At 48.3% G+C, this 16697-nt stretch carries 13 protein-coding genes; 10 read left to right on the forward strand and 3 right to left on the reverse strand.

Annotated features, from left to right (window positions below):
* The first annotated feature begins 92 nt into the window (after positions 1-92).
* Together MH144_RS14720 and MH144_RS14725 are read left to right on the forward strand one after the other, a co-directional pair.
* Complete coding sequence (locus tag MH144_RS14720) at positions 93-2324, forward strand: MMPL family transporter (protein ID WP_239301488.1); 2232 nt, start codon at positions 93-95, stop codon at positions 2322-2324.
* Between the two features lie 231 nt (positions 2325-2555).
* On the forward strand, positions 2556-3509 hold the full coding sequence (locus MH144_RS14725; protein ID WP_153980285.1) for a nucleoside hydrolase: 954 nt from the start codon (positions 2556-2558) through the stop codon (positions 3507-3509).
* Between the two features lie 167 nt (positions 3510-3676).
* On the opposite strand, the gene MH144_RS14730 is transcribed toward MH144_RS14725, so the two are convergent.
* The 3 genes from MH144_RS14730 to MH144_RS14740 form a co-directional block, all read right to left on the reverse strand.
* Positions 3677-5395, reverse strand: a complete 1719-nt coding sequence (locus MH144_RS14730) for a methyl-accepting chemotaxis protein (protein ID WP_239301499.1) — start codon at positions 5393-5395, stop codon at positions 3677-3679.
* A 217-nt stretch (positions 5396-5612) separates the two neighbouring features.
* Entirely contained in the window at positions 5613-6356 is a 744-nt protein-coding gene (locus tag MH144_RS14735) for a DUF3105 domain-containing protein (RefSeq protein WP_239301501.1), read from the reverse strand.
* Between the two features lie 260 nt (positions 6357-6616).
* Positions 6617-7525 (reverse strand): hypothetical protein, encoded by a 909-nt coding sequence (locus tag MH144_RS14740; protein ID WP_239301503.1) that lies wholly within the window; start codon positions 7523-7525, stop codon positions 6617-6619.
* Positions 7526-7884: 359 nt separating this feature from the next.
* Between MH144_RS14740 and MH144_RS14745 the strand changes: the two genes are divergently transcribed.
* The 8 genes from MH144_RS14745 (at position 7885) to MH144_RS14780 (ending at position 16625) form a co-directional block, all read left to right on the forward strand.
* Positions 7885-8229: a Na-translocating system protein MpsC family protein gene (locus tag MH144_RS14745; RefSeq protein WP_095290982.1), complete on the forward strand. Its 345-nt coding sequence runs from the start codon at positions 7885-7887 to the stop codon at positions 8227-8229.
* Positions 8230-8465: 236 nt separating this feature from the next.
* Positions 8466-9536: an ABC transporter substrate-binding protein gene (locus MH144_RS14750; protein ID WP_239302247.1), complete on the forward strand. Its 1071-nt coding sequence runs from the start codon at positions 8466-8468 to the stop codon at positions 9534-9536.
* A gap of 99 nt (positions 9537-9635) precedes the next feature.
* Positions 9636-10574 carry a nucleoside hydrolase gene (locus MH144_RS14755; RefSeq protein WP_239301505.1) on the forward strand — a complete coding sequence of 313 codons (939 nt, stop codon included), beginning with the start codon at positions 9636-9638 and terminating at the stop codon, positions 10572-10574.
* Positions 10575-10853: 279 nt separating this feature from the next.
* Positions 10854-11675: an ABC transporter permease gene (locus tag MH144_RS14760; protein WP_095290986.1), complete on the forward strand. Its 822-nt coding sequence runs from the start codon at positions 10854-10856 to the stop codon at positions 11673-11675.
* Positions 11676-11681: 6 nt separating this feature from the next.
* On the forward strand, positions 11682-12473 hold the full coding sequence (locus tag MH144_RS14765; protein ID WP_193723625.1) for an ABC transporter permease: 792 nt from the start codon (positions 11682-11684) through the stop codon (positions 12471-12473).
* An 18-nt stretch (positions 12474-12491) separates the two neighbouring features.
* Complete coding sequence (locus MH144_RS14770; RefSeq protein WP_239301507.1) at positions 12492-13550, forward strand: ABC transporter ATP-binding protein; 1059 nt, start codon at positions 12492-12494, stop codon at positions 13548-13550.
* A 93-nt stretch (positions 13551-13643) separates the two neighbouring features.
* On the forward strand, positions 13644-15383 hold the full coding sequence (locus tag MH144_RS14775; protein ID WP_239301517.1) for an adenine deaminase: 1740 nt from the start codon (positions 13644-13646) through the stop codon (positions 15381-15383).
* 501 nt (positions 15384-15884) lie between these two features.
* Positions 15885-16625, forward strand: a complete 741-nt coding sequence (locus MH144_RS14780) for an HAD family hydrolase (RefSeq protein ID WP_239301520.1) — start codon at positions 15885-15887, stop codon at positions 16623-16625.
* The last annotated feature ends 72 nt before the right edge of the window (positions 16626-16697 follow it).

Consider the following 16697-nt stretch of genomic DNA (forward strand, 5'->3'; position numbering starts at 1 on the left):
TAATTAACTCGATTATACTATGACCCGTGGTTCATTTCTACAATTCATATACAATACGGTTTCATAGAAACAGAACAGGAGATGAAGAAACGATGCAAGAAAGATCGGGCTACGGCCGCTGGGTTGCGGGCAAACGAACCAAATGGATTACACTGTTAGTATGGATTATTATTGCGGTTGTACTCGGCGTGGTATGGCCAGCCGTAGGCGAGCGCGAGACGAATAACGCACAAGACCTCAGTGATTCCAAGCCGTCAGTACAGGCAGCTGCGATTGCTCAAAGGGAGTTTCCAGGTGGGGAAGGTCTCCCTGCATTAATTGTGTGGCATCAAGCTGGCGGGCTGACGGACCAGCAGATCGAACAGATTCAGGGGCTGACCGAGCGGCTGGATCAGGATCCGGTAGAGCAGCAGCAAGCAGTTGTGCCATTGTATCAATTGCCGCCACAGGCGATTCAAGGCCAGCTGTCGGAAGACGGAAGTACGCTGGTTATGCCGCTTTTCTTCAATGAAGGAGCAGACTCTGAACAATTGAAGGAAGGCATTGAAGCGGTCGAGCAGAAAACGGAGGACATCTTTGGCTCCAATCCGTTTGATGTCGCTATAGATGATGCCAATGCATTAACTGCACGGGTCACCGGACCTGTAGGTATATCCATTGATGCGAGCGGACTATTCGCATCGGCCGACGTGTCCCTGTTGATCGCAACGGTGGTACTGGTTCTGGTACTCCTGCTGCTAATCTACCGTTCTCCGGTACTGGCGATCATCCCCATTATTGCGGTTGGTTTCGCCTACATGGTCACGAGTCCGATACTCGGATTCATGGCGGATCAGGGCTGGATTACGGTTGATGCACAGTCCATCTCCATCATGACCGTATTATTGTTCGGTGCAGGTACGGACTACTGCCTGTTCATGATCTCCAGATTCCGCCAGATTCTCTATCATGAGCCGGACAAAAAGAAGGCGTTGTTCCAGGCCATCACCGGATCATCTGGTGCGATCGCCATGAGTGGATTCACAGTCGTTGCAGCCTTGCTGGTGCTTCTGCTGGCTGAGTACGGTGCATATCACCGTTTTGCTGTTCCATTCAGTTTGTCCATTTTCATCATGTTTATTGCCAGCTTGACGCTGGTTCCGGCACTGCTTGCCATCTTCGGGCGGGGATCATTCTACCCGTTCGTACCGCGTACGCACGATATGGAAGTGGAGCGTGCCAAGAAAAAAGGCAAACCGGCTCCGGCTCCGCGCAAAATCAAGGAAAGCTGGATTGGTCGCACAGTCATCACCAAGCCATGGACTGTACTGGTCATTACGCTGGTACTTCTCGGTGGACTAGCTGCCTTCTCCAGCCAGATCAAATTCACGTATGACCTGCTGTCTTCCTTCCCGGAAGATGTACCTTCACGTGAAGGATTTACGGTCATTGGGGAACAGTTTTCCGAAGGCGAATTGGCCCCAGCCAAGGTCATTATAGATGCAGAGGGCAAGGAAACCGATCTGAAGCAGCGTCTCGAAGCATTGGATTATGTAAGCAAGGTGGGTGAAGCTCAGCAGGGTGCTGAGAATGCCAACATCACCGCCTATGATGTCGAGTTTAACTTAAATCCATACTCCATGGAGGCTATGCAGCATATTCCGGATTTGCGGGCGACGGCTGAGCAGGCATTAACTGATGCAGGAATTACAGGTGTGGACAGTCACGTCTGGATTGATGGCCAAACTGCAGAGCAGTACGACATCGAAGTGGCCGGCGAGCGGGATGCGAGCATCATTATCCCTGTTGTCATCGGCATGATTACATTGCTGCTCTTGTTATACCTGCGCTCTGTGGTAGCTACGGCGTACCTGATCGCCACAGTGGTGCTCTCCTATTTCTCGGCTCTTGGACTCGGGTGGCTTATCATCCATTATGGTATGGGTGCAGATGCAATTCAGGGTGCAATTCCGCTGTATTCATTCGTATTCCTGGTAGCACTCGGTGAGGACTATAACATCTTCATGATCTCAAGTATCTGGCAGAAACGCAAAACGATGCCTTTACGCCAAGCGATCAAGGAAGGTGTAGGCGAGACAGGTTCTGTTATTACTTCGGCAGGTCTGATTCTTGCAGGTACGTTTGCTGTACTGGCAACACTGCCTATTCAGGTACTGGTGCAGTTCGGAATTATTACGGCAGCGGGTGTTTTGCTCGATACATTCCTTGTTCGTCCATTCATGGTACCTGCCATTACAACCTTGTTGGGCAAATGGGCATTCTGGCCAGGCAAATACAAGCCTGTCGCCGAAGAAGCAAGAGAGAAGCAAACGACCTCCATGTAATTTGAAGTCGAATTCAGGTTGCTCGGTTCATGTTACTGCTTGATGAGCAGTGCATGGATCTAGAAGATGCGGGCAGTGTGAACAACAGCACTGCCCGCATTTTTATGGCAACTCTGAGGCGATGGTTTACGTATAACAGGGTTTTGGGACATAATAGAAGGAACGTTGGTCCAGGGGCTGACGGATGAAAGTACATCAATGGGACAACCAGGGGAAGGATGAAAGTAAGTAATGACGAACCAACTTAATGTGTATTTTAACCATGACGGCGGCGTGGATGACCTCGTATCGCTGTTCATGCTTCTGCAGATGGATAATGTAAAAGTTACAGGTGTATCGGTTATTCCGGCAGACGGATATTTGGAGCCAGCGACGGATGCCAGCCGTAAAATTATTGATCGCTTCGGTACGTATTCCGTCGAAGTATCGAAATCCAACTCCAGAGGTAAAAATCCGTTTCCTGCAGCGTGGAGATTGCACTCCTTCTATGTAGATGCACTGCCTATACTGAACGAATCTGGCAAAATGGAAGCGCCTTTGTCAGCTGTTCCGGCTCACCAGCACCTGATTGAGAAGGTTCGTAACACAGAAGGCAAAACACTTCTTTTGTTCACGGGCCCACTGACGGACCTCGCACGTGCACTTGACGAAGCACCAGACATTGAAGAGAAAATCGACAAGCTGGTCTGGATGGGCGGTACGTTTGAAAAAGGAAACGTGGAAGAGCCTGAGCATGACGGCACAGCCGAATGGAACGTATTCTGGGATCCGGAAGCGGCTTATCGTGTATGGGAAAGCGGCATCCAGATCGACCTGGTCGCACTGGAGAGCACAAACAAAGTACCTCTTACACCTGCTGTGCGTAATCGCTGGGCAGCAGAGCGCCGCTACGAAGGCGTGGACTTCCTTGGAAACTGTTACGCAGGATGCCCGCCACTGGTGTACAGTGAAACAAACTCCACATATTATCTGTGGGACGTGCTGACAACAGCTTCCGTGGGTCGCGAAGATATCGTGAAAAAGAAAACCGTGAACTGCATCGTAATTCCAGATGGTCCTAGCCAGGGCCGTACGGTAGAGCAAGCGGACGGACGTCCTGTGCAGCTGGTGTACGATACGGATCCGGATGCATTCTTTACTTATATGACCGATCTGGGTAAAAAGGCTGCTCCGCAGCGCTACTAATCCAGATAACCATAGCATTGTCTTATATTCGTAAGATCACAAATAGCCGCAGGCAGAGCAACCGGGATCTCCCCGGTTTCTGCCATGCGGCTTTTTGTTGATCAACGTTCATCCTCTGAAGAAGCGAAGAATGGCTTGCCTTAGCCACTTCGTTCATTTCATTTGCTCTATATTTTGAATCGACTGATCAATGTATTTAGTTCACTGGATAATACACGAAGTGACTCGGCTGACGTGCTGATCTCACTCATCGATTGCAGTTGGCCGTCCGTGGCCGTTGATACCTCCTGAATGCTGGAGGAGGATTGCCGTGAAATTTGCTCCATGTCCTCCACTGAAGCCGAAACTTCCTCGGAACTTGCTGACAGCTGCTCGGAAGCTGCAGATACTTCATGCAGTCGTTCGTTTATCGTCTCAATTCCGTTATGGATGGACGTGAACGAGCGGCCTGCTTCCTGTACAACGTCCAGACCGGACTCGACTTCAGCAGTGCTGGCAGACATATGAGCGGATAACACAGAAGTTTGCCGAGTGATCTCTGCAACTAACTCGGCCACGTGCTGGGATGACTGCTCTGATTCCCCAGCCAGCTTGCGAACTTCGGAGGCCACCACTGCAAATCCACTGCCATGCTGTCCTGCACGGGCTGCTTCAATGCTTGCATTCAAGGCAAGCAGGTTGGTTTGGGAAGCAATACCTTTCATTAGCTGTGCAACAGATTCAATTTTATTGGAGTACTGCTCAAGCTGGGAAGCCGAAGCTGCCATCTGAGCATTGGATCGGTGGATTTTATCCATGCTGGCCATTGCGTTGTCCAGTTTGGCCTGCCCCTGTATTGCATTGCTGGTAGTTTCTTGGGATACTTCCGCAACCATGGAGGAAGAATGCGCGATATGCTGCATGCTGCGCGTGATCTCCTCCATCGCGAGGGTAACTTCCCCTGCGCGAGCAACCTGTTCGGCAGCACCCTTTGCCGTCTGGTTGGAATGATTGGCAATTCGCAAACTGGCTTCTGCTGTCGCCTGTGAATGTTGGGATACGCCTTCTGCAGCTTGTAACAGGGATTCCGAGCTTCGCCGAATGCCGGTCATGACATCCCGGGTGCCGGTAACCAGATGTCTGAACTCATTGGCCAGCTGCCCAATCTCATCTTTTCGTTCGAGTTCAACATGAACGGTAAGATCACCTTGCCTGACTTGTGCAATCATTCTCTTCAGTTTGACCAAAGGACGAGTCAAATAATGTGCGAATCCATATACCAGCAGTACACTAAGAAGCACAATGGCGAGTGCTGTCCAGATCATGGTCATCCGGTTTCTTGTCATGAGTTCATAGACGGCAGTGGAATCCAAATCCGCACCTACCAAGCCCAGCATTTCTCCGTTTGATCCTTGAATAGGTACATAGGCTGTGATGGTTGCTCCGTATTCATCCTGCGTTAGGTCACCCCGTATGGAAGTCTGTGTATCAAATGCGTCGAGCATCCCCTGATAATGGGTTTCTTCAGCAGCTCCGTAGGGAGAGAAGTCATCTTCTGCCACATCTGCGGCTGCACCATCGACCACATAAAAATAAGTGGTAGTGCCATTTTCTTCGCGTTTGCCAAGCGTGTACAGATATTTCAAACCATTGGCTTCCCTAAGCTGGCTAAGTTGTGCACGGAGCGCTGCATAGTATTCCGTCTGATTCTGTCCTGTGCTCAGCGCTGCATATTGAGGGATATCGATTAACTCAACCGCCCGTTCGGCAACAGCCTGTGCCTGCATCCCCATGGATTGTTCCACAAGCTGGGCAGAAGACCGGTACATCGTTATGCCAAGGATGGCGCCGGCTGCCAGCATGAGGCAGGAAAAAAATAAAAAGATACGCATAAACAAGCTGTTCATTAGTAGAAACGTTCCTCCTTTTTCAGTAAAACAATCATTCGTTAAATAAGCCTGCATAAGAAAGCTCATGTTGCTTCTTCATTTCATTCATTATGTACTTTGTTTGAATGTACTGGATTGATTTCTATTTCGAGTATCGGCATATAGCCTATAAAGAATTAGCTCCCGAATGATGTTCATCCGGGAGCTAAAGCTGTTCTTATGGTATTTTCGCTAATTACATCGTTCCGCCACCTTGGCGAACGGAAGGAGGAATTTTCTCTGGTCCCTGGTTAATGTACCGGTTAATAAATGTACCGACTTTGGCATCGTCGAAGATGTCCAGCTTCATCGTTTTGGTCCAGGCCGTCACGACGACTTCACTGCCTTCTGGAATATCCTTGTTTGGTACAGCCAGTATGCCGGCCCCCGCCTCACGGAACTTGGTCAGATATTTCAGGTGCTCCTTCAGGTCTTCGCTGGCGTTCTCACGATAATAGATGATGATATCGCCATGCTCCAGGTTATGAACAAGATAAGGATATCCCGGGAAATCGGTGTAAAAGCCAAACTTGATGTCATGTGGGTTGTGAGGCCCTGAAGTGGGAATGGTCATGTCGTAATCAATAGGGTCTTCCGTATGTTCTGCACCATAGTAAGGATCATCTGTTACTTCAATGTTGGCATTAGCGTTAAGATCAGCCACGTCATATTTGTCGAATGCATCTTGCGTGAAGAACAGAATCAGGATGATGACGGAGACGCCGAGCAATGCGTGTGCAGCCAGCCGGATGGACCGACTTTTCTTTTTGATGGTGGCTCGTTCATCCTTTTTCATGTGACTTAGTACTTTGCCCTGTGTACGCGAAGCTAAAATATAAGCTGCGATGGAGAGCAGCAGCAGGACTGCCCCTACAATGAGCCACAGATAGGATGTTCCTGCCTCGTGGTTCATTTGCATCTGATTCATATCGTGATTCATCGATTGATCCTCTTCTTTCTTTTCTAAAATGGAAATAGCCTTTAATATCACTACGCCATGTAGTGTTTAGCTGCGCCGAGAACTCTTCTTCAAGGAAACCGTGAAGCTCCCGGTACGTAAATTCAAACATAAGGTTTGCACTACACATTATAGTGTATCGAAGAAGCCAGTGCAATCCTGGATCGGGAAACGAAAAAAGACTCTTCTGATTTGAACCAGAGGAGTCTCTTCGTAGATGTAATTTTGAAATGAAAATCGGACTACAGACGACCGAATGGCGATAGCATCATGCCCAGAATTCCAAGAATGGAGCCTGCAAGCAAACGGTACAAAATGTAGAGCAAAACAACGTTGGCAATAAGGACAGTATACATGCTGTCGATGGCTGACTTCGTACGATTGAGCGGATGTTGGAACAGCACCGCATTCATGCCTGCAAAAACAATGACATACGAAACAACCAGCAGGAAGATCGCGATCGGGTATGAAATAAAGATAAACAAGTTCGCCAGCACAAGTGCTGCAACAGACGGAACAAGTAAGGTACCATACTGTGCTACCAGCGTTTTCGGACGAAACGTGATTTTCTCGATTTTCAATACAGCGTAGATCAGTACTACAGCCACAAGCAGGATGATCGCGGTAAACAGCAGCGGGCGGATGAATCCAGCTACGAATAAACCACCCTTATCTAACCGGCTGAAGGTAAGTAAAAAGTATGTAGAGGACAGGATTGCAATGAGAGCCATCGTAATTAATCCGTTTAGCGCATGTTGATCACCGACGGTTTTCATCGTTTGGTAAGGACGGGCTAGGACGCTAACAAAATAGGATATGTACTGTTTGCTGACTTCTTTGGCTTGCTGCACCTTCTCATTTTGCATGACATTGTTCCACTGATTGCTGTCTCCTGCAGACGACTGGTTATTCGGGCCGGAATTGTCATACGTCTGGTCATGAGGTGTTGGAGCAGAAGGTGTACGGGATGGAACGGATTGAGAAGGTGCTGCTTGCGTACTGGACCAACGTGTATATTCCGATTCGACAGCAGCAGCTGATTCATGGTCACGGGGAGTGGTAGAAGAAGATGGGGACTGAGTCAGATCTGTACCACACCTCTCGCAGTAATGTGCATTTCCATTTTCATGATTACATACCGGGCATTTCATAACAGGGGCCTCCAATTTCATATATTAAGTAGTATATACATTTTGTCTCATTTTAACGTTTGGTGCCGAAGTTTGTCTATGTTTACAGCGTAATTAATAACCGTAATTTCCCAAATGAAACGAACGGTGTATCAAAAATGATTTTCCAAGCAACAATATTATAGGAAGTGATCAGGTAGAGAGTTTTCGTTTACAGTGGAATTGGCATATGAATTTTGGTGTTTTTTTGGTCATCGTTCGCTTTTATGTGTTATTTGCATGTTAAGTATATCTTTTGGGTTGCCTCCTACCTCATATTTATGTATAATCAAACGTGTTAACACGTCGAATGTACGGTAGTAAATGATGAAGGTGAATTCATGGAACTGCTGGACAGTAATGAAAGTAAGAAAAAGATGTGCCAGTATTACAACGAAATTTCGAAGGAACTATTCGGCTTCGGAACCACTCTCCTGAGAGTGACCGTGGATCAGAATATTGTGACCTTCTTTGCCAAGCACCGACGTTCGCCACGCTCTGACGCCCTGGAAGGGGAGGCCCCCGGCTTGAAGCTGGAAGTGGACTTCCGCATGTCTGTCTTATATAAGAAGAAATTCCGGGAGAAGCTCGAGCAGCACATGGGTTTGCCAATTGAAGCTGTACTAAGGGATTACGATGCGTCCACACAGTGGGCCATTACGAATATCATTCTGGAACAGGCATAGTGTGGATCGACTGGTTCGATTCAGGTCATGCGCGCGTTTCGATTATATCGTCCCAACAATTTCATATGATGGCGTCTAGTCTTCGGATTGATTCTGAAGCAGAAACCAATGTTGTACCGGCAGCGGGTGTCGCTTTCCTTTGTTTACGAAGAAAAGTGTTCTTGTTCTTACAAGAATGCTTTTCTTTTTGTTTTTTTATAACACATCACACATTTCAGGAGGAATTCAAGATCATGATGAAAAAGTGGGTTAGCGGTTTGGCAGCAGTGGCAATGACATCGGTATTACTTGCAGGTTGCGGCAGCAGCACGGATGATGCGACAGGTGGATCTGGCAGCGAGGGAACAGCACCGAACAAACTGGTGATCTCCACTTGGGGCTTCTCCGAAGATTTCTTCAATGAAGAAGTATTTGGTCCATTCGAAAAAGAACATAATGTGGACATCGTGCTTGAAGTCGGTAACAACGCTGAGCGTCTGAACAAAATCCGTCAAGGTACATCGAATGTGGATGTCATCTACCTCTCCGACTACTATGCACAACAAGGTATCGATGAAGGTCTGTTTGAGAAAATCGATCGTTCCAAAATTCCGAATGTTAATGATATTTACGATATTGCCAAAGCACCACTTGGCGAAGATTATGGCCCGGCATACACCGTTGGACAGCTCGGGATTGCCTACAATCCTGACCTCGTCTCCAAAGAAGTGACTTCATGGAGCGATCTGTGGGATCCGGCATTTGAGAATAACCTGACGATCCCGAATATTACGGCAACAGCAGGCCCAATGGTCGTGGATGCAGCTTCTCGCGTAGCCGGAAACGATACATTTAATGAAGATGCGGCATTTACGAAACTGAAAGAATTGAGCGGCAATGTGGTTAAATTCTACAGCCAAACGTCCGAGTTCGTGAACATGTTCTCGCAAGAAGAGATTGCAGGCGGACCGATCATGGAAATGTATTTCAAGGATCTGAAAGCAGCTGTGCCTAATGCGAAGTTTGTTGCACCTAGCGAAGGCGCATATGCAGTTATGAATACAATCAACGTGGTGAAAGGCAGCAAAAACAAAGAGCTCGCTGAAGAGTTCATTAACTGGCAGCTGAGCCAGGATGTACAAGCGAAGTCTGCCAAAGCCAAAGTGGATTCACCGGTAAACACCAAAGTTGAATTGACTGCAGAAGAAGCAGAAGGCGTGACATATGGCGCTGACGTGGTTGAGAAGCTGAACAAGCTGGATATGGAATTCGTGAACCAACAAGCGAAAGCTTGGACGGATCGTTGGAACCGTGAAATTGCACAATAAGAAACATGGGATAGAGCTAGATAAGAACGACAGATAGCGACTTATCGAAATGAATAACCTTTGCAGCAAGCACGATCAATGGTAAGGAGTGGAGAACGTATGAGTGAGGCGTTACAACGTATCATCCTGGATGTAGATACGGGTATTGATGATGCGCTGGCCATTTTGCTGGCCGTCAAGAGCCGGAAGCTGGACATTCTCGGCATTACCACAGTTTGCGGGAACGTATCGCTCCAGCAGGCAACGGATAATACATGCAAGATTCTTGAACTGGCGGATGCGACTGATATTCCTGTGATGGCTGGAGCGGCCAGTCCGCTTACCCGCCAATCACATTATGAACATCGGGTACATGGACAGGATGGATTAGGCGGAGCACTGCCTGATCCGGCCGTGTCCAAGCAAGCGGAAGAGGGTTTTGCACCGGACTATATTATTGAGCAAGCCAAGCGGTATCCGGGTGAACTTACGCTGATTATGACTGCGCCACTAACCAACCTGGCACTTGCCTTGCTGAAGTGTCCAGAACTGCCTTCTTTATTGAAGGAAGTGATCTTCATGGGTGGCGTTGTTCGCGGACATGGCAATATTACACCGACGGCAGAGTACAATACGTACGCTGATCCGGAAGCTGCACGCATTGTTCTGCATGCAGGCATTGAGAAGCTTACGCAGGTTGGCCTGGATGTCACGCGTCAAACGCTGCTGAATGAAGCTACAATTGAGCGTCTCACAGATCCTGCGCTGCGCGCGTACGTGGCTCAGAGCACAGAGATCTACATCAACCGTTACGAACAAATGAACGGTATTCGGGCTTGCGCTCTGCATGATCCGCTGGCAGTGGGCGTTGCCCTTGCACCCGAACTGGTAGGACGCAAATCGTACTACGTGGATGTCGAAACGGCCAGCCGCCTGTGCGATGGCCAGATGGTATGTGACTTTCAAAACCGTTTGGGCCAGCAGCCTAACACGCTTGTCTGCGAAACGGTGGACGCGGAAGCGTTCCTTGAACTTTTTATTAACGCATTAAATGCGTAGTTCTACTCCATTCAGTGAGTAAAGTTAGGCTCAGTCTTAAAATTAGTTCTTAATATGATTCGCTTGTAGTGGAGGGACGAAATCGATTCTGAAGAAACGCAGTGTTCACCTTTATCCCCGGATTTCAACCTTTAATAAAGGATCAGAGAAATCTGGGGATAACAGCGATCGGAAGAACGATTCGGACCGGAACGGTTGCCAAGCAGAGATAGTAAGTACTTGTTTTTGAAATGATCTAAACTTTCGAAACAAACCATTTTATAAGTCAGGAGTACCGCGATGAAGAAATCAGTAATCTACTGGCTACTGCTGCCGGGGTTCGTGTTTTTGGCGGCATTTATGATCATTCCGATTGTCCTGACGATCGGATCAACGTTTTTCCAGGAAAACTCCTTCACATTTGAAGGATACATGCACTTTTTCAGAGACCCTTACTTTTTGAAAATATTGCTTACGACGCTGCAGGTCAGCGTGGTCACCACCCTTGTCTGTGTGGTGCTCGGATTCCCGACAGCTTATTATATTTCGCAAAAAGCGCCGCGCCGCAAAGGTATCCTGCTGGCACTGGCCATTTTCCCATTGCTGACAAGCCCGGTGGTACGCTCGTTCAGCTGGATGATCATTCTTGGACGCAAAGGTCTGATCAACAATGCACTGGTTGGCCTGGGCATCGTGGATAAACCGCTGGATATCCTCTACACGCCGGCAGCCATGATGATTGGTCTGACTCACCTGTTCCTGCCGCTCATGATTATCTCTCTGGTCGGTGTGCTTGAGAACATCGACAATGACCTGCTCAAAGCAGCACAAAGTCTGGGAGCTTCACGTATCACGGCATTCCGCCGAGTTGTATTCCCGCTGGCTGTGCCAGGGCTTGTCATCGGAGCCGTGCTTGTATTTGTCGGAAGCCTCACGGCGTATACGACACCGGCGCTTCTTGGAGGCAAGCAGCGTGTGATCGCCACGTTCCTGTATCAAAACGCCATGACCCTTAACGACTGGTATCTGGCCTCGGTCGTTGCTGCAATTATGATTGTCATCACGTTTGTCGTGGTCGGTGTCATGAACAAAATGGCCAAAACTTTAAATCCGAAGGGGTAGACACATATGCGGGAGAAACATATCGGGCTGGGCCTGTTCAGTCTGCTGGTCTTTATCTTTCTGCTGGGCCCGCTTCTGATCATATCGGTCACTTCGTTTGAACCGGGAACGGTACTCAAATTTCCGCCGGAAGGCTTCTCCTTCCGCTGGTACGAAAATATTTTTAACACAGGCGGGTTTCTCCGCACGTTCCAGACGTCCATCATCATTTCCCTGCTGGGAAATCTGCTGGCGCTGCTGCTCGGAGTACCAGCTGCCTATGCACTCAGTCGTTACGATTTCAAAGGCAAGTCTGTGCTGAACGCACTGTTCCTGTCCCCGGTACTCATTCCGGGAATCGTGCTTGGTTTTACATTGATGAAATATCTGATCGTGATCTATCATCTGCCGATGTATCTGGGCCTGCTGATCGGTCATACGATTATCATGCTTCCCTTTATCATTCGTGTCATTGCTTCCAGTCTTTCGAGCTTTGACTTTGCCGTGGAAGAAGCTGCACTGAGTCTTGGCGCAGGGCGGATAAGAACGTTCTTCCAGATCGTGCTGCCCAACATTCGTTCGGGGATTCTGGCGGCCGTGCTGATTGCCTTCCTGGAGTCGTTCAACAACGTGGATATCTCCGTGTTCATGACGGGGCCGGGGGTAAGTACACTGCCGATTCAGATGCTGACGTATGTGGAGAACTATTTTGACCCAACAATTGCAGCCATTTCCGTGCTGCTGATGGTACTGACCGGACTTTTAATGTTCGTGATCGAACGGATCATGGGCGGATTTTCATACTTTACTAAACGTTAATTGGAGGCGCAGAACGCTATGGCATTGCTGACATTGGATCGCGTATCGGTGGCTTACGATAACCAGACGATCCTGAAGGATTTTCAATTGGAGCTGGAAAAAGGTAAGCTGCTCTCCCTGCTCGGACCGAGCGGTTGCGGCAAAACAACTACGCTGCGCCTCATCGCCGGATTCCTGGAAGCAACACAGGGCAAGTTTATGTTCGGCGGCAAGGACTATACGAAGGTTCCGGTGAACAAGCGGAATTTCGGATTTGTATTTCAGAGTTATGCGCTATTCCCGCATCTGTCTGTCTATGACAACGTGGCCTTCGGCCTGCGGATGCGCAAGGTAAAAGACAAGGATATCTCAGCACGTGTTATGCGTATTCTGGAAGTGGTGAACCTGAACGGCTTCGAGAAGCGTTTTCCACAGGAACTGTCCGGTGGACAGCGGCAGCGGGTGGCGATTGCCCGTGCACTCGTGATTGAACCGGATCTGCTGCTGTTTGACGAACCGCTCAGTAACCTGGATGCCAACCTGCGACTGAACATGCGGGTGGAGATTCGCCGGATTCAACAGGAGCTTGGAATTACAACGCTGTATGTCTCCCATGACCAGGAAGAATGTTTCTCGATCTCGGATCAGGTAGCCATCATGAACAAGGGCGTTGTCGAGCAGCTCGATCGCCCGGAGACCATTTTCAAATATCCGGCAACGGAATTTGTAGCCCAATTTATTGGATTCCATAACTTTATTGAGTTTGCTGAACGCAATGATGCAGGAGATCAGATCTCGCTAAAAGCGGGAGGTCGTTTGTTTACAGCAACAGCTCATCCCGGAACGGCACGTCCCGGCGCTCGTAAAGGTGCAATTCGCCCGGACGATCTGATCGTCAGTGGAGATACGTCAGCGGATTTGGCCAATGCTTTGCCAGGTATCGTGAAGGTGAGTACGTATCTTGGACGCAGCTATCAATATGTCATTGAGACCGAACTCGGTGATTTTACGGCGAACCAGGAGATGGAGACACCATACCTTAGCGGGCAGCGTGTCAGCCTGATTTTCCCACAGGACAAGCTTGTCCTCGTTGAATAGAAGCAATATTCGTGAATAGCATTAAGAAGCAGCAAAGGCAGCATGCTGCATGATTGACTATGCAGCATGCTCAAAAGAAGGAGATTATGCCCCATGCGTGCAGATCAACTGATTGTGAATGTAAATGTGTATAACAGTTATTATAAACGGTTTGAATTGAACAACGTCGCTGTACTTGACGGCAGATTCATGTATGTCGGACCCGGCGGCCCTGAGCTGATTCAGGCAGACGAAGTGATCGATGCGCGGGGAAGATACATGATTCCTGGCCTGATCGATATTCACCTGCACATTGAGAGTACCATGGTGACACCGGCTACCTTTTCCCATGGCCTGATTCGCTGCGGAGTAACGTCCATTGTAGCGGAACCGCATGAGATGGCCAATGTGTTCGGACTGGAAGGTGTGCAGGAGATGATGGCTGCGAGTCGTGAGACGATGGTCAACATGTTCTATGCCATCCCGAGCTCCGTTCCGGCAACGCCGATGGAAACAACGGGCGGTTCTATTGAGATCGAAGATATGGATGTGCTTCTCGCAACCGGAGAGATCATCTGTCTGGGTGAAATCATGAACTACGTGGATGTCATTCGTGATCCGGAATGCAAGACCAATCAGATTCTTCAGCATATTCGCAAAAATTACCCGGATCTCGTGATCGAAGGTCATACACCGAAGTTGCTAGGGCTGGATCTGCACCGACTGATCTATGCAGGTGTGGACTCGGATCATACCCATCAGAGCATTGAAGGACTGCAGGCGCGGATTTCAGCAGGCATGTTCATTGAGATTCAGGAGAAATCGATGACCCCTGAGGTTATGGAATATCTGATCCAGCATGATGTGGCTCAGCATTTCTGCTTCGTGACGGATGACGTTATGCCGGACTCTCTCGTGGAACGAGGTCATCTGGATCATATTGTGCGTAAGGCCATTCACATGGGTATGCGTCCGGAAGATGCCATTTACGCAGCAACGTCTACACCGGCATCCCGAATGAAAATGACGGATCGGGGCAGCATCGCCCCAGGCAAGGTGGCGGATTACGTTCTCGTATCGAATCTGGAGACATTGGCAATTGATCAAGTGTACAAAAATGGCCGGAAAGCTTATGACGACTACGAACCGTATAAGCAGGAACGGATGACGGGACAGTTCCCGCCCCATTTCTATAACAGTGTACAATTGGACAAGCTGACAGCAGAGGACTTCACGATTTCATTGAGCGATCCCAAAGTAATAGGTACTGCTGATGATGCAAATAAAGCTTCATTCAACTGCCGCGTGATGATGGTGAAGGATGGCTCGACCTTTGTGGAAGAACATATCGCAGAGGTTCAGGCAGTGAATGGTGAACTTCAGTGGGAAGATAGTGGGTACGGACAGATTGCTACCTTCGAACGTTATGGTGTGAACGGCAATCGGGCACATGGTTTGATCGGTGGAGATACGATTAAACGGGGAGCCATCGCGACGACATATTCACATGATAACCACAACCTTCTGGTTGTTGGTCGCAACCGTGAAGATATGATGCTGGCGGCTAACACGGTTATTTCGAGCCAGGGTGGCTTCTGTGTGGTAGAGGATGGCAAAGTGCTGTCTCATCTGGAACTGCCTGTAGGAGGCATTTTGACAGAAGAACCGCTCGCAGTTGTGTCTCATCAAGTGAAGGAATTGCGGGCAGCCATGCTTTCTTTGGGCTATGTGCACTATAACCCGATCATGTCGATCAGCACCCATTCACTTGCTGTGAGCCCTGCGCTGAAAATTACAGATCACGGTTTGATTGATGTGAATGCAGGCAAGGTTGTACCGTTGGTTGTAGAATAAATGGATAGTTCATTCAATTGAAGAACATAAATAGGTAGGTATACTGTAGGAAAGAGTGCAGTATAGCTACCTTTTTTGCAGTTGGGTTAAGGCGGAATAACATTGATCTTTCTTTTCCGCCTTCAATGTTCATTTTTATGCTTCTTCATTTTTATGAGCATTACTGCGTGGTACACTGACCTTATTGCACACCCCGTCATCGGGATTAAGACTAACAGATAGCTAGAAGAGGGTTTGGCATCGTAAGTATAATAGGCGTAGACTAGTATCAATGCAGCTACCACGAAAAAAATGAGATTTAGGACTAAGCTATAAATATTATGTTGTTTCTTTTCTTTCGGGTATGTGGAGAATGTCATGCAGTTTTGCTGCCTCCTTGCAGATTTGTTAAAAAGTTATTGTATCATTTATTAAATTTTGTTTCCATAATATTCTAATATCTTATTAATTTTATGAGTGGAATATAACTTACTTCATTGAAGATAGAGAAAGGGGGCAATTATGTTACCCAAGAACCAAGCCCAAAAAGCCATATTTTTCGATGTAGATGATACACTGTATGACCACTTGCAGCCGCTTAGAGGAGCACTGCAAGAGGTTCTTGGTCTAGCCGATGAGGTTCCATATGCCGAGATTTATCACCAATTCCGCTACTACAGCGACTGGTTGTCCGATCAGGAGGGCCTCTCTGCAGTTCCGGAAGCAGAGGCCGTGGAACGGATGCGCAGACGCAGATTTGAACTGACGATGAAGGAGTTCGGCGTAGCTTTAACCGAGGGACAGGGTGAGGCACTGCAAGCGCAGTATCTGAGCAGACAGTTTCAGATTCAGCCATTTGAAGGTGCTTATGATCTGATCAGGAGTCTTATGGCAGACGGACACTTTGTAGGACTCATCACGAATGGTGAGGGGAGACATCAGAGACGCAAGCTTGAAGCACTGAATGTGTTTGACCTGGTTCCCGAGGAGAGAATCTTCATCTCAGGAACCATTGGGTATGCCAAGCCGGATCGGCAATTGTTCGAACATGTGAGCAAACAGACAGGCACGGATGCTCGCTCCAGTTACTATATCGGGGACTCATGGCGTAATGATGTAGTGGGTGCGGTAAATGCCGGATGGAATGTCATCTGGTTTAACCACCGGGATGCTCTGCCGGAATCGAACCATCAGCCCCATCATGTGGCGCGTGATTATAATGAAATAACTCGCATTCTTACATCCGAGTTTGTTCTACAATAAAGAGTGATATATGTGTTCATGCAGCCCTGTTACCTAACTTAGGTAGGTAATAGGGCTTTTTGGGGTGTGGAA

This window comes from Paenibacillus sp. ACRRY, assembly GCF_022346995.1.
Taxonomy (GTDB): Bacteria; Bacillota; Bacilli; order Paenibacillales; family Paenibacillaceae; genus Paenibacillus.

Coding starts and splice junctions, on each gene's coding strand:
- MH144_RS14725 (WP_153980285.1), top strand. CDS start 2,556: ATGACGAACCAACTTAATGTGTATTTTAACCATGACGGCGGCGTGGAT.
- MH144_RS14720 (WP_239301488.1), top strand. CDS start 93: ATGCAAGAAAGATCGGGCTACGGCCGCTGGGTTGCGGGCAAACGAACC.
- MH144_RS14750 (WP_239302247.1), top strand. CDS start 8,466: ATGAAAAAGTGGGTTAGCGGTTTGGCAGCAGTGGCAATGACATCGGTA.
- MH144_RS14740 (WP_239301503.1), bottom strand. CDS start 7,525: ATGAAATGCCCGGTATGTAATCATGAAAATGGAAATGCACATTACTGC.
- MH144_RS14760 (WP_095290986.1), top strand. CDS start 10,854: ATGAAGAAATCAGTAATCTACTGGCTACTGCTGCCGGGGTTCGTGTTT.
- MH144_RS14780 (WP_239301520.1), top strand. CDS start 15,885: ATGTTACCCAAGAACCAAGCCCAAAAAGCCATATTTTTCGATGTAGAT.
- MH144_RS14730 (WP_239301499.1), bottom strand. CDS start 5,395: ATGAACAGCTTGTTTATGCGTATCTTTTTATTTTTTTCCTGCCTCATG.
- MH144_RS14745 (WP_095290982.1), top strand. CDS start 7,885: ATGGAACTGCTGGACAGTAATGAAAGTAAGAAAAAGATGTGCCAGTAT.
- MH144_RS14775 (WP_239301517.1), top strand. CDS start 13,644: ATGCGTGCAGATCAACTGATTGTGAATGTAAATGTGTATAACAGTTAT.
- MH144_RS14735 (WP_239301501.1), bottom strand. CDS start 6,356: ATGAATCACGATATGAATCAGATGCAAATGAACCACGAGGCAGGAACA.
- MH144_RS14765 (WP_193723625.1), top strand. CDS start 11,682: ATGCGGGAGAAACATATCGGGCTGGGCCTGTTCAGTCTGCTGGTCTTT.
- MH144_RS14755 (WP_239301505.1), top strand. CDS start 9,636: ATGAGTGAGGCGTTACAACGTATCATCCTGGATGTAGATACGGGTATT.
- MH144_RS14770 (WP_239301507.1), top strand. CDS start 12,492: ATGGCATTGCTGACATTGGATCGCGTATCGGTGGCTTACGATAACCAG.